Source organism: Bradyrhizobium sp. HKCCYLS1011, from assembly GCF_051167795.1.
Classification (GTDB): domain Bacteria; phylum Pseudomonadota; class Alphaproteobacteria; order Rhizobiales; family Xanthobacteraceae; genus Bradyrhizobium.
This window is the reverse complement of sequence record NZ_JBNPTT010000003.1, coordinates 503,646-516,381: the sequence shown is the minus strand read 5'-3', so window position 1 is coordinate 516,381 and position 12,736 is coordinate 503,646. Positions and strand designations below refer to the sequence as shown.

Annotated in this window: 13 protein-coding genes; 7 read left to right on the top strand and 6 right to left on the bottom strand. The window is 63.3% G+C overall.

The features are described from left to right. Nucleotides 1–194 precede the first annotated feature (194 nt). The 4 genes from pnp to ACQR1W_RS11290 all read left to right on the top strand — a co-directional run bounded on the left by pnp (nt 195) and on the right by ACQR1W_RS11290 (nt 4,565). Nucleotides 195–2,363 (top strand): polyribonucleotide nucleotidyltransferase, encoded by a 2,169-nt coding sequence (pnp, locus tag ACQR1W_RS11305; protein WP_434850835.1) that lies wholly within the window; start codon nt 195–197, stop codon nt 2,361–2,363. Between the two features lie 155 nt (nt 2,364–2,518). After that, nucleotides 2,519–2,890, top strand: a complete 372-nt coding sequence (locus tag ACQR1W_RS11300; protein WP_434850834.1) for a GNAT family N-acetyltransferase — start codon at nt 2,519–2,521, stop codon at nt 2,888–2,890. Between the two features lie 108 nt (nt 2,891–2,998). Beyond that, a complete protein-coding gene (locus ACQR1W_RS11295; RefSeq protein WP_434850833.1) occupies nt 2,999–3,859 on the top strand; it encodes a hypothetical protein in 861 nt (286 codons plus the stop codon). A 55-nt stretch (nt 3,860–3,914) separates the two neighbouring features. Further along, nucleotides 3,915–4,565: a glutathione S-transferase family protein gene (locus ACQR1W_RS11290; protein WP_434850832.1), complete on the top strand. Its 651-nt coding sequence runs from the start codon at nt 3,915–3,917 to the stop codon at nt 4,563–4,565. On the opposite strand, the gene fabI is transcribed toward ACQR1W_RS11290, so the two are convergent. The 4 genes from fabI to fabA form a co-directional block, all read right to left on the bottom strand. After that, a complete protein-coding gene (gene fabI / locus ACQR1W_RS11285; protein WP_434850831.1) occupies nt 4,519–5,316 on the bottom strand; it encodes an enoyl-ACP reductase FabI in 798 nt (265 codons plus the stop codon). The two genes, ACQR1W_RS11290 and fabI, sit on opposite strands and share 47 nt — an antisense overlap. Next, nucleotides 5,313–5,657 (bottom strand): hypothetical protein, encoded by a 345-nt coding sequence (locus ACQR1W_RS11280; protein WP_434850830.1) that lies wholly within the window; start codon nt 5,655–5,657, stop codon nt 5,313–5,315. Before ACQR1W_RS11280 ends, fabI begins: the two co-directional genes overlap by 4 nt. 10 nt (nt 5,658–5,667) lie before the next feature. Continuing rightward, nucleotides 5,668–6,891: a beta-ketoacyl-ACP synthase I gene (fabB, locus tag ACQR1W_RS11275; RefSeq protein WP_434850829.1), complete on the bottom strand. Its 1,224-nt coding sequence runs from the start codon at nt 6,889–6,891 to the stop codon at nt 5,668–5,670. A gap of 70 nt (nt 6,892–6,961) precedes the next feature. Continuing rightward, nucleotides 6,962–7,483: a bifunctional 3-hydroxydecanoyl-ACP dehydratase/trans-2-decenoyl-ACP isomerase gene (fabA, locus tag ACQR1W_RS11270; RefSeq protein ID WP_434851149.1), complete on the bottom strand. Its 522-nt coding sequence runs from the start codon at nt 7,481–7,483 to the stop codon at nt 6,962–6,964. A 480-nt stretch (nt 7,484–7,963) separates the two neighbouring features. On the opposite strand from fabA, the gene irrA reads away from it, so the two are divergent. Continuing rightward, nucleotides 7,964–8,437, top strand: a complete 474-nt coding sequence (gene irrA, locus ACQR1W_RS11265) for an iron response transcriptional regulator IrrA (RefSeq protein ID WP_434851148.1) — start codon at nt 7,964–7,966, stop codon at nt 8,435–8,437. 73 nt (nt 8,438–8,510) lie between these two features. Here the strand turns inward: irrA and ACQR1W_RS11260 are convergent, their stop codons facing one another. Continuing rightward, nucleotides 8,511–9,038, bottom strand: coding sequence for an SH3 domain-containing protein (locus ACQR1W_RS11260; protein WP_434850828.1), 528 nt, complete (start codon nt 9,036–9,038; stop codon nt 8,511–8,513). 340 nt (nt 9,039–9,378) lie between these two features. On the opposite strand from ACQR1W_RS11260, the gene ACQR1W_RS11255 reads away from it, so the two are divergent. Further along, nucleotides 9,379–10,380, top strand: a complete 1,002-nt coding sequence (locus tag ACQR1W_RS11255) for a 2-hydroxyacid dehydrogenase (RefSeq protein ID WP_008968215.1) — start codon at nt 9,379–9,381, stop codon at nt 10,378–10,380. A 207-nt stretch (nt 10,381–10,587) separates the two neighbouring features. On the opposite strand, the gene ACQR1W_RS11250 is transcribed toward ACQR1W_RS11255, so the two are convergent. Then, nucleotides 10,588–11,499, bottom strand: coding sequence for a LysR family transcriptional regulator (locus ACQR1W_RS11250; RefSeq protein WP_434850827.1), 912 nt, complete (start codon nt 11,497–11,499; stop codon nt 10,588–10,590). 121 nt (nt 11,500–11,620) lie between these two features. Between ACQR1W_RS11250 and ACQR1W_RS11245 the strand changes: the two genes are divergently transcribed. Then, nucleotides 11,621–12,634 carry an aldo/keto reductase gene (locus ACQR1W_RS11245; RefSeq protein ID WP_434850826.1) on the top strand — a complete coding sequence of 338 codons (1,014 nt, stop codon included), beginning with the start codon at nt 11,621–11,623 and terminating at the stop codon, nt 12,632–12,634. The last annotated feature ends 102 nt before the right edge of the window (nt 12,635–12,736 follow it).

Genomic DNA, 12,736 nt, shown 5'->3' with positions numbered 1-12,736 from the left:
CCAGCAGCAATCCGGCCGCTGGGCGTGACGGGCAAGGTGCCCGTTACTTACCGAAAGGATGGACGCCATCCGAAAGATAAAAACCATGGCAGGATCGCAGGGCGCTGATCGCACGTCAGCGTCCTGCCATCTTGCGCATGGTTTTTTTGTTTCTGGAGCGTCCTCCTTCGTCAATCCGAAGAAAGAAGATACCGATGTTTACGACGCATTCCGTTGAGATCGACTGGGGTGGACGGCCCCTCAAGCTAGAAACCGGCAAGATCGCTCGCCAGGCCGACGGCGCCGTGGTCGCCACCTATGGCGAGACCGTGGTGCTCGCGACCGTCGTCGCGGCCAAGGCGCCGCGCGAGGGAGTCGACTTCCTGCCGCTGACCGTCGACTACCAGGAAAAGGCCTATGCCGCGGGCCGCATTCCCGGCGGCTATTTCAAGCGCGAGGGACGCCCGACCGAGAAGGAGACGCTGGTCTCCCGCCTGATCGACCGCCCGATCCGCCCGCTGTTCGTCGATGCCTGGCGCAACGAGACCCAGGTGATCATCACCACCCTGTCGCACGACATGGAGAACGATCCGGACGTGCTGGCGATGGTTGCGGCCTCGGCCGCGCTGACGCTGTCCGGCGTGCCGTTCAAGGGCCCGATCGGCGCCGCCCGCGTCGGCTTCGCCAATGACGAGTACATCCTCAACCCGACGCTCGACGAGATGGCCGACACCCAGCTCGACCTCGTCGTCGCCGGCACCTCCGACGCCGTGCTGATGGTGGAATCGGAGGCCAAGGAGCTCAACGAGGACATCATGCTCGGCGCGGTGATGTTCGGTCACCGCCACTTCCAGCCGGTGATCAACGCGATCATCGAGCTCGCCGAGAAGGCGGCCAAGGAGCCGCGCGAAGTTACGGTCATCGACAATGGCGAGCTCGAGAAGGAGATGCTCGGCATCGCTGAGCAGGAGCTGCGCAAGGCCTATGCGATTCCGGTCAAGCAGGAGCGCTATGCCGCCGTCGGCGCCGCCAAAGAGAAGGTGATGGCGCACTTCTTCCCTGAAGGCGCCGAGCCGAAATACGAGAAGCTCCGCGTCGCTGACGTCTTCAAGGAGCTCGAGGCCAAGATCGTCCGCTGGAACATTCTCGACACCGGCCGCCGTATCGACGGCCGCGACGTCAAGACCGTCCGCAACATCGTCTGCGAGGTCGGCGTGCTGCCGCGCGCCCACGGCTCGGCGCTGTTCACCCGCGGCGAGACCCAGGCGCTGGTGGTCACCACGCTCGGCACCGGCGAGGACGAGCAGTACATCGACGCGCTGTCGGGAACGTACAAGGAGACGTTCCTGCTGCACTACAACTTCCCGCCCTATTCGGTCGGCGAGACCGGCCGCCTCGGCGGCACCAAGCGCCGCGAGATCGGCCACGGCAAGCTGGCCTGGCGCGCCATCCACCCGGTGCTGCCGCCGCACCATGAATTCCCCTACACGGTGCGCGTCGTCTCGGAGATCACCGAGTCCAACGGCTCCTCGTCGATGGCGACCGTCTGCGGCTCGTCGCTGGCGTTGATGGATGCCGGCGTGCCGCTGAAGCGGCCGACCGCGGGCATCGCCATGGGCCTGATCCTGGAAGACAAGCGCTACGCGGTGCTGTCGGACATCCTCGGCGACGAGGACCATCTCGGCGACATGGACTTCAAGGTCGCGGGCACCGAAGGCGGCATCACCTCGCTGCAGATGGACATCAAGATCGAGGGCATTACCGAGGAGATCATGCGGGTGGCGCTGGCGCAGGCCAGAGACGGCCGCATCCACATCCTCGGCGAGATGGCGAAGGCGTTGACCGCCGCCCGCGCCGAGCTCGGCGAATATGCGCCGCGCATCGAGACCTTCAAGATCGCGACCGACAAGATTCGCGAAGTGATCGGCACCGGCGGCAAGGTGATCCGCGAGATCGTCGAGAAGACCGGCGCCAAGGTCAACATCGAGGACGACGGCACCGTGAAGGTCGCCTCCAACGACGGCGAGGCGATGAAGGCCGCGATCAAGTGGATCAAGTCGATCGCCTCCGATCCTGAGGTCGGCCAGATCTATGACGGCGTCGTGGTCAAGGTGATGGAGTTCGGCGCCTTCGTGAACTTCTTCGGCTCACGTGACGGCCTCGTCCACATCTCTCAGCTCGCCGACAAGCGGGTGCAGAAGACCACCGACGTCGTCAAGGAAGGCGACAAGGTCAAGGTCAAGCTGCTCGGCTTCGACGATCGCGGCAAGACTAGGCTGTCGATGAAGGCGGTCGACCAGGCCACCGGCGAGGACCTCGAAGCCAAGCAGAAGGCGGAAGCCAAGGAAGCGGCCGACGCGCCGCGCGAGGCCGCCGGCGAGTAAGCCGCAGCCACGATCGACGACATCAAGGGCGGCCCATTCGGGTCGCCCTTTTTTTGGTGGTGTGACCGTCGCAGCGATCGACTCAAGGAAGGCCAAGCTCCGCCATCGTTGCGAGCGCAAGCGATGCAAGGGCTTCGGCGGACAAATCGGCGTCGTTGCCGAGCGAGACGCTGCTCACCTATCTGAAAGAGCGGCTACCGCGCGAAATGGCGAACGGCTGGAGCCTTTATGTCGCCGACGATGCCGGCGAGCTCGCCGCGATGCTGGCCGTGCACGTGCCGAAACTCTATCTCGATCAGCTCATGATCGCGCCGGCCTGTCAGGGCCGATCGCTCGGCCGGCAGCTCCTCGCCTTCACCCGCGAATTGCTACCGAATGAGATCTGGCTGCGCTGCGTGCGCGCAAACGAAAAGGCCTGGCGCTGGTACGAGCGCGAGGGCTTCGTGTTCGAGGGGGAAGAGGTCGAGCCCTCGCACGGCCGGATGATGAAATATTATCGCTGGCGGTGCCCGGCTGAAAACGCCTGATGCATGCGTGCACAACGTTCCGCTTGCCGGTTCCATGAACACGCTCTAGTTTCACGAGGCCGGAATAACTCGTTTCATCAGAGGCGGCAGTCCGCCGCGGGTCTAATCATGCTGCGTGTTGCGCTTGTTGTGTTCATTGCCTCTTGGTGGTCGGTCCCTGCATCCGCCCAAGCTCCCTCAACCCAAGCCCCTTCAGCGCAGGTATCCTCATCCCAAGCCACATCAGCGGCACCGGCCAAAACGGCCGCAAAGAAGTCGGCGAGCAAGGCCAAGAGCGGGGCTAAACCCGCCGCCGCGGTGCAAAGCGGTCCCTGCACCCTCGGCGTAATCTCGGTCGTTGAAGACCGCTTTGAGGTGGACAAATTCGGCGTAACGATATTCGAGACCGAGGTGAACGAAGTACCGATCGCGGGGTGGGGACTCGATGACCTTGTGGTCGCACGCGTACGCGCCGCGACCCGCGGCGATCCAAATGTCCGAAGGATCACCTATCCGAAAGGAGCGTTCGAGCCGTACTACAATCCAAAATCAAGATTCCTGCCCGATCCGCATGAGAGCCTCCCGGCTATTGTCCGCGACGTGACCGCGAATGCGAATTGCGAGCGCTATCTGGTCGTAACCAAGTTCAAGGGAGAAATCCCTGGCACCCGTCTCGTCGTGAACGGGATCGGGACCTACAATCAAGGCCTCGGACAGCTCATCAGGCACTCGCATCTGTTTGCGAACATCGCCATCAGCCTGATCGATGGAAAGTCCTACGAGCGGATCACCAGCTTTGCTGCGGATACCGGCGCAAGACTTGCGGAGTCTATGAGGATCACTGAGGATCCTCTCAAGAAGCTCGACAATGCGGATTTTCCCGATCCTCCCTCGGCCGCTTCGAACAGTCCCCTCCTCCGGGAGCGAATCCGGACGCTTGTTGCCGACAAGCTCGACCGTGACTTGCCAAAATACCTGGAGACGCATTGAGCCCGTAACCGCGCAGCCTGTTCCCACTGAACTAACAACCCAGGAGGATTCAGCCATGATGCAGCTCTATTGGGCACCGCGCACGCGCTCGTTCACCGCGCTCTGGATGTTGGAAGAAACCGGTCAGCCCTATGAGCGGGTTCTCGTCGATGTCACCACCGGCGCACAGAAGGCACCGGATTATCTCGCGATCAATCCAATGGGTAAGGTGCCCGCGCTGAAGGACGGCGAGGCGAGCTTGGCCGAGGCGGCGGCGATCTGCGCCTATGTCGCCGAGCGCTGTCCGGACGCGAAGCTCGCGCCCGAGATCGGCGATCCCAAGCGGGCGAAATATCTCCAATGGCTGTTCTTCGCCCCCGGCTGCATCGAGCCGGCGATCGTGCAGGTCGCGACCAAGCTCGAGATGAACCCGGTCGCCGCGGGATGGGGCGAGGCGACGCGCGTGTTCGACGTGCTCGACCGGACGCTGGCGAACGGCCCCTGGATTCTCGGCGAGAATTTTTCCGCGGCCGACGTCGTGATCGGCTCCGGGCTGAACTTTGCGATCCGCATCTTCAAGATGGTGCCGTCGCAGCCATCGTTCGAGGCCTATATCGCGCGCTGTGCAGCGCGGCCTGCATTCCAGCGCGCCGAGAAGATGGCGTCCGGGTTAGTAACCACTATTCCGATGGCAGGTTCTCCGGCCGTGGCTGCAGCACCACGTTGAACCCGGAATCGACGTAGTGGATCTCGCCGGTGACGCCGCCGGCGAGATCGGACAGCAGATAAAGCGCGGAGCCGCCGAGCTCGTCCAGCGTGACGCCGCGGCCGAGCGGGGAGTGCTTCTGCTGGAACGCGAACATCGCCCGCGCATCGCCAATCACGGAGCCCGCGAGCGTGCGCACCGGCCCCGCGGAGATTGCGTTCACGCGAATCCGCTGCGGACCGAAATCGGCTGCGAGATAGCGGACCGAAGACTCCAACGCCGCCTTCGCGACGCCCATCACATTGTAGTTCGGCATCGCCCGCATCGCAGCGCCATAGGTCAGCGTGATCATCGACCCGCCCTCGGTCATCAAGGACACGGCACGCTTCGCCACCTCGGTAAAGGAGAAGCAGGAGATCAGCATCGTGCGCAGGAAATTCTCGCGGGTGGTGTCGGCATATCGCCCGCGAAGCTCGTTCTTGTCGGTGAAGCCGATGGCATGAACGAGAAAATCGAGGCGGCCCCACACCTTGCTCAGCGCCTCGAACACACTATCGACGCTCGTGATGTCCTCGACGTCGCAGGGCAGCACGATGTCCGATCCGACCGTCTGCGCCAGCGGCCGCAGCCGCCTGGCCTGCGCGTCACCCTGATAGGTGAAGGCCATCTGTGCGCCGTGGGCGGCGAGCGTCCTGGCGATGCCCCAGGCGATCGAATGATCATTGGCGACGCCCATGATCAGCCCGCGCTTGCCGTTCATCAATAGGGTCATGACGGAATTTCCGTAAGTCTAAACGAAGCCGCTTCAGCTTCGATCATGCCGCCAAACATACAAACGACCAGAATCTCAGTGTCGGCCGTTGTATGTAGACGCATGAAGTCGATGTTTCCAGCAGATCGGTTGCGTAGAAGCCTAACAACATCTCCGCTCAACAAAAATCGCGCGAGACTCATGCCGGTGCAGAGATAGCGCTTGCGCCCACTGTCTGCGCTCTTGCCGCTGTAGAGGTCAAGAATCAACCTAAGTTCCTGACTCTCCTGCGCCAGCCCAGACACTTGAACGTCGATGAGAATCCCGTCGTGCCAATCGATGTCATCAACCGCGATCAGCACGATCAGATTCTTAGGCGTCGAGCTGCTTGAAGACGAGCGTGGCGTTGGTACCGCCGAACCCGAACGAGTTCGACAGCACGGTGCCGAGCTTGGCGTTGTCGATGCGCTTGCGCACGATCGGCATGTCCGCAAACGCCGGATCGAGCTCGGTGATGTTGGCGCTTTCGCAGATGAAACCGTTCTTCATCATCAGAAGCGAGTAGATCGCCTCCTGCACGCCGGTGGCGCCGAGCGAGTGGCCGGTGAGCGCCTTGGTGGCCGCGATCGGCGGGCACTTCTCGCCGGTGCCGAACACCTTGCGGATCGCTTCGATCTCCGGCGGATCACCGGCCGGAGTCGAGGTGGCATGCGGGTTGATGTAGTCGATCCTGGTCTTCACCGTCGACAGCGCCATCTGCATGCAGCGCTCCGCCCCTTCGCCGGACGGAGCGACCATGTCATAGCCGTCGGAGGTCGCGCCATAACCGACGAGCTCGGCATAGATCTTGGCGCCGCGCGCCTTGGCGCGCTCAAGCTCCTCCAGCACCACGACGCCGGCGCCGCCGGCGATCACGAAACCGTCGCGCGTGACGTCATAGGGACGCGAGGCTGTTGCCGGCGTTTCGTTGTGCTTGGACGACATCGCACCCATCGCGTCGAACAGCACCGACAGGCTCCAGTCAAGCTCCTCGCAGCCGCCGGCAAACATCATGTCCTGCTTGCCGTACTGGATCATCTCGTAGGCATTTCCGATGCAGTGATTCGAGGTCGCGCAGGCCGACGAGATCGAGTAGTTCACGCCCTTGATCTTGAACCAGGTCGCCAGCGTGGCGGAGGCCGTCGACGACATCGCCTTCGGCACTGCGAAAGGCCCGACGCGCTTCGGCCCCTTGGTGCGGGTGATATCGGCGGCTTCCACCAGGGTGCGGGTCGAAGGCCCGCCGGAGCCCATGATGATGCCGGTTCTGACGTTGGAAACCTCGTTCGCTTCCAGCCCGGAATCCAGGATCGCCTGCTCCATCGCGACATGATTCCAGGCCGCGCCTTGGCCAAGAAAGCGCATCGCGCGGCGATCGACGACATCGGACGGATCCAGGGTCGGCGCGCCCTGCACCTGCGAACGGAAACCGAGCTCCGCATATTTCTCGGCACGGGTAATGCCCGACTTCGCCTCATAGAGGCTCGCCAGCACTTCCTGAGTGTTGTTGCCGATCGATGAGACGATGCCCATCCCGGTGATGACAACCCGCCTCATGTCCGCCTCGCCCTAACCTTTTCTTGCGCGATCACGCCTGCTCCAATGTCTATCTTGGCCCTCCGCCGGTTCAAGACGGCGCGGCCCCTTGCTTGAACAAGCCGACCTTCAGATCCTTGGCGCGATAGATAATCTCGCCGTCCATGGAAAGCCACCCGTCGGCAATACCGAGCACCAGCTTTGAGCGCATCACGCGCTTGATGTCGACTTGGTACACAACCTTGCGGACCGTCGGCATGATCTGGCCGGAAAATTTCAGCTCACCCAGGCCGAGCGCCCGGCCGCGGCCTTCACCGCCGATCCAGCCGAGGTAGAAACCCACCATCTGCCACAGCGCATCCAGGCCGAGGCAACCCGGCATCACCGGGTCGTTCTTGAAATGGCAGCTGAAGAACCAGAGATCCGGGTTGACGTCGAGCTCGGCCCGCACCAGGCCCTTGCCGAATTCACCGCCCGTTTGGGTAATTTCCGTGATGCGGTCGAACATCAGCATCGGCGGCAGCGGCAGCTGGGCATTGCCGGGCCCAAACAGCTCGCCACGCCCGCAAGCCAGCAGATCCTCGTATTCATAACTGCCGCGCCGATCCAGCATGCTCAAATAGTCTCCTCAACGATCTCCGATGGAGATTTTTGCGCGAAATCGGACCTGTGTCGCCGTTCAAGCACCCGTTTACCAAACTCGGCACGGACAGCTTGTGCCAGGCTCCATGAGGCAAAAATACCTTTAGGCAAACACCTGACGACAGCGACGCCAGACGGCAAGCTCAAGGCAAGATGGCGCTCGTGCCCCGGCTCCGACAAGTAAATGTCCGATCCGCCACACCAGCCCTTGCCGAAACGGGCCATTCCGGTCCGGCCGCTCTCTAACATAGGGGCGCTCCGTGGCAAAGCGCCGTGATCCAGGTAAATCGCCGCATCCAAACCGCAGCGCCCAGGACGCCAGTGCAATTTAGGGGCGTTCTAGATAGGGTCAGTTGCGAAGCGCTTGCATGTGAAGCATTTCCTCTCCATATATCAAAGCGGGTAAGTATGAATTGCGGTGCTTGAAGTGGACGCGAGCGGCAACGCATCGATCGTGAGGGATGACCGGTCCGGCCATGAAAGGGCGGGAAAGGCGCGGGAGCCTGCGCTTAACGGCTGTCCCTGGCACGACGTGAATGAAATGCTGCAGGCCGCCGGCCTGCGTCCGACGCGCCAGCGCATGGCGCTGGGCTGGCTGTTGTTCGGCAAGGGCGCGCGGCATTTGACCGCAGAAATGCTCTACGAGGAAGCGACGCTGGCCAAGGTTCCGGTGTCGCTGGCAACCGTCTACAACACGCTGAACCAGCTCACTGACGCAGGCCTCCTGCGCCAGGTCAGCGTCGACGGCACCAAGACCTACTTCGACACCAACGTCACCACCCATCATCATTTCTACCTCGAGAACAATCACGAGCTGGTCGACATTCCCGATCAGCATCTGGCGCTGACCAAGCTGCCCGAGGTTCCCGAGGGTTACGAAATTTCACGGATCGACATGGTGGTGCGCCTGCGCAAGCGACGCTGAGACACCGCGACAACGAGAATGTCTGCATCATGGCCGGGCTCGCCCCGGCCATTTGATTTTGAAGCAGAACGCCTCAGTTCACCTGCTCGTCGGCGTAGACGCCCCAGAGCCGCTGCTGCTCGATCCAGCCATCGAAGCCGTTACCGGCGACGTGGCACCAGCCGCCATCGCATTTCTTCACTTGCGCGATCACGCCCGCCTGCAGGCGCGCCGTCACCGAACTCTTCGGGTCGGCGATCTCGTAGAGCGAAGCGAGATCATCCTTCTTCTTCATGGTCACCACCGCAGTGCGGCGGCCCGACAACAGCGAGTGATACACCCAACCTTCGGCGCCTTCGGAATCGCGTACCCGGCGCCAGTTCTCATATTCGGCGGTGATCTCGACCGGCAGACCCGAGCGGGTATAGACCCAGGCCACGTCATTGTCCTTGGTCGGACCGGCCCGCACATTCACGTGGTCGGATTTCAAGCTGACATAGCGCGGCACCGGCAGGCCGCTGGTGGTGGGTGTGGAATCCTTTGCCGACGCATCCGGGCTGACGGCAATGCCCAGCAAGCCCGTGACGAGCAGCACGAACGAAGACAAACGCCCCAACGCCATCAAACGCAACTCACTCTCCCTCGTCAGATTGACGCCTCGGCTCAAGTCGAGTGCATGCAATCTTTCGCCCAATCCCCATCGACCCCGCCGGATACCCCCCTTGTACGTTCGGGGGCTTGCCGGGGTTGGTCCTGCGCCTTGTCTTGAGCCGGTCTTCTGCTACAGAGGACCGACACAACGGCCAGGACGCGGCTTAACGTCCGGCGACTCCTTGCAAGGGACGGATCGGGAACCCACCACAGATCCGAGGAGACCATCCCAGGGAACGCCGGCACAGGCTGCGACGGTAGTTTCGGCGAACCGGGTTAATGAGGTCTGAAGGATCTCATGAGAGCAGGACATGTCGGTTAGGAAAAAGCCTCTCGTCGTCGTCACGCGCAAGCTGCCGGACTCGATCGAAACCCGCATGCGCGAGCTGTTCGACGCGAGGCTCAATCTCGACGACGAGCCGATGAGCACGGAGCAGCTGGCGGAGGCCGTGCGCACCGCGGACGTGCTGGTTCCTACGGTGACCGACCACATCAGCGCCGACATTCTGAATGTGTCCGACGGCAAGCTGCGACTGATTGCCAATTTCGGCAACGGTGTCGACAATATTGACGTAACGGCAGCGGTCGCGCGCGGCATCACGGTGACAAACACGCCGAAGGTGCTCACCGAAGACACCGCCGACATGACCATGGCGCTGATTCTCGCCGTGCCGCGGCGGTTGATCGAAGGCGCCTCGATCCTGACCGAGGGCAAGAACTGGGCGGGCTGGTCACCGACCTGGATGCTCGGCCACCGCATCGGCGGCAAGCGGCTCGGCATCATCGGCATGGGGCGCATCGGCCAGGCGGTGGCGCGCCGCGCCCGCGCCTTCGGCCTACAGATCCACTACCACAACCGGCGTCCGGTGGCGCCGCGCATCGCCGAAGAGCTGGGCGCGACCTATTGGGAAAGCCTCGATCAGATGCTGGCGCGCATGGACATCATCTCGGTGAATTGTCCGCATACGCCGGCGACGTTTCACCTGTTGTCGGCGCGGCGTCTGAAGCTGATCCGCAAGGACGCCTACATCGTCAATACCGCGCGTGGCGAGGTGATCGACGAAGAGACGATGACGAAACTGATCGAAGCCGGTGATATCGCCGGCGCCGGGCTCGATGTGTTCGAGCACGAGCCCGCGGTCAATCCGCGTCTGGTTCGCCTCGCCAAGGCCGGAAAGGTGACGCTGCTGCCGCATATGGGCTCGGCCACGATCGAGGGCCGGGTCGAGATGGGCGAGAAGGTCATCATCAACATCAAGACCTTCCTCGACAACCACAAGCCGCCGGATCGCGTGCTGCCGAGCATGCTGTAGGCCACGGCTTCTACATCATCCTCGATGTCGTGATCGCGCACGTCATGATGTGCGTCGGTGCCGTCACACTGCGGGTGTCGTCCTCGCGAACGCGAGGACCCATACCCACCAGCAAACGTGGTTGAGGCAAGCTGGAGCTGCAGCCATCGCAACGTCAGCTTCACGGATTATGGGTCCGGGCGTTCGCCGGGACGACACTGAGCGAGGTCAGCCGGCCGTCGATCCACGCTTCCGCCATTCCGCAACGAACGCGACGAAAGCCGCGAGCGCCGGCGGCGGCTGGCGCCGGCTCGGATAATATAGAAACGGTCCGGGAAACGGCGGGCACCAGTCTTCCAGCACGCTGACCAGCGTGCCCGCGGCGACGGCCTCGCGCACATAGCCGTCGAAGGTCGCCCAGCAGCCGACGCCGTCACATGCGGCGCGAAACGCAAGCCCGGAATAGATCGCGATCAGCTGCGCGGGCGGCGAGAGCTTGATCACATGGCCATCCTTCTCGAACTCCCAGTCCAGCATCGCTCCGGACGAAAACCGCGTACGAATGCAGGCATGCCGCAACAGATCGCGCGGATGCGCGGGGCGCCCGTGACGTGCCACGTATTGCGGTGAAGCAACGATGGCATAGCGCTGCTCGCCGCCAAGCGAGACCGCGATCATGTCCTGCGCCAGATGCTCGCCATAGCGGATGCCGGCATCGAAGCCGGCCCGCACGATATCGACGAAACCGCTGTCGGCCACGATCTCGAGCTCGATCCGGGGATGGGCGGCCAGGAACGGCGCCACCATCGGCGCCAGCACGAGATCGACCGCCGGCGGGGGCGCGTTGATCCGCAGCCGCCCGGCAGCGACCTCGTGCAAGCCGCGCACCTGGTCGATCGCGGCGCTGACCTCGCCGAGTGCCGGCCCGAGCCGCGCCAGCAGCAATTCACCGGCTTCGGTCAGCGCCAGGCTGCGCGTCGTCCGGTTCAGCAACCGCACCCCGAGCTGTTCTTCCAGGTCTTTGAGACGCTGGCTCAGGCTCGAGACGGCAACCCCCTGCTCACGCGCCGCACGGCGGAAATTGCCGCTGCGGGCGACCGCGACGAAGGCCTGGAGATCGCGCAGGTCGGGCTCTCTCATTGTTCGCCAATCTGAACACTGCATTCGCAATTGTCCAGCTTATCGAACCAAGGAAATGGGCCGATATCCGCGTTGTCCAGGCGGCCCGCCGCGGCTGCCGTTACAGCGAAGGAGAACAATCATGAAAACCCGTCAGCTCGGTGCGACTGGCCCCACTGTGTCCGCCATTGGTCTTGGCTGCATGGGCATGTCGGACTTTTACGGTCCGGCCGACCGGTCCGAGAGCATTGCGACCATCCATGCCGCGCTCGATGCCGGCATCACCCTGCTCGACACCGGCGATTTCTACGGCATGGGCCACAACGAGATGCTGATCCGCGAGGCGCTCGCGTTAGTCGGACGGCACAACGTGCAGATCTCGGTGAAATTCGGCGCGCTGCGCGGCCCGGACAAGAGCTGGCTCGGCTATGACAGCCGTCCCGCAGCCATCCGCACCTTCCTGGCCTACTCGCTGCAGCGGCTCGGCGTCGAAGCGATCGACATCTATCGCCCCGCGCGGCTCGATCCGGCGGTGCCGATCGAGGAGACCGTCGGCGCCATGGCGGAGCTGAAGCAGGCCGGCTACATCAAGCATATCGGCCTCTCCGAAGTCGGCTCCGAGACGATCCGCCGCGCCCACAAGGTGCACCCGATTTCCGATCTGCAGATCGAATACTCGCTGATCTCGCGCGGCATCGAGAGCGACATCCTCAAGACCTGCCGCGAGCTCGGTATCGGCATCACCGCCTATGGCGTGCTGTCGCGCGGCCTGATCAGCGGCCACTGGTCGAAGGATCGCGCGGTCAGCGATTTCCGCAGCAGCGCCCCACGCTTCTCCAGCGACAATCTCGGCAAGAACCTCGCCCTCGTCGAGACCTTGCGGGGGATCGCCGATGACATCGGCGCGTCCCCAGCCCAGGTCGCGATCGCCTGGGTCGCAGCGCAAGGCCAAGATCATGGCGACGATATTGTCCCGCTGGTCGGCGCCAGGCGTCGCGATCGCCTGTCGGAAGCGCTCGGCGCGTTCGACGTGAAGCTGACTGCGGTGCAGCTCGCCGAGCTCGACAAGGCGTTCCCGCCCGGGATTGCGGCCGGCGCGCGCTATCAGGCCGCGCAGCTCGTGCACATGGACAGCGAGCGGTCGGCGACGGCCTGACGCGTCGCTTCGTCTCACGGTGCACTGGCACCGCTCTTGCTCCAGCGTGTCTGGCCAGCAAGTAACGGATCTCGCAAGGCGCGCGGGATTCCAACAGATTGC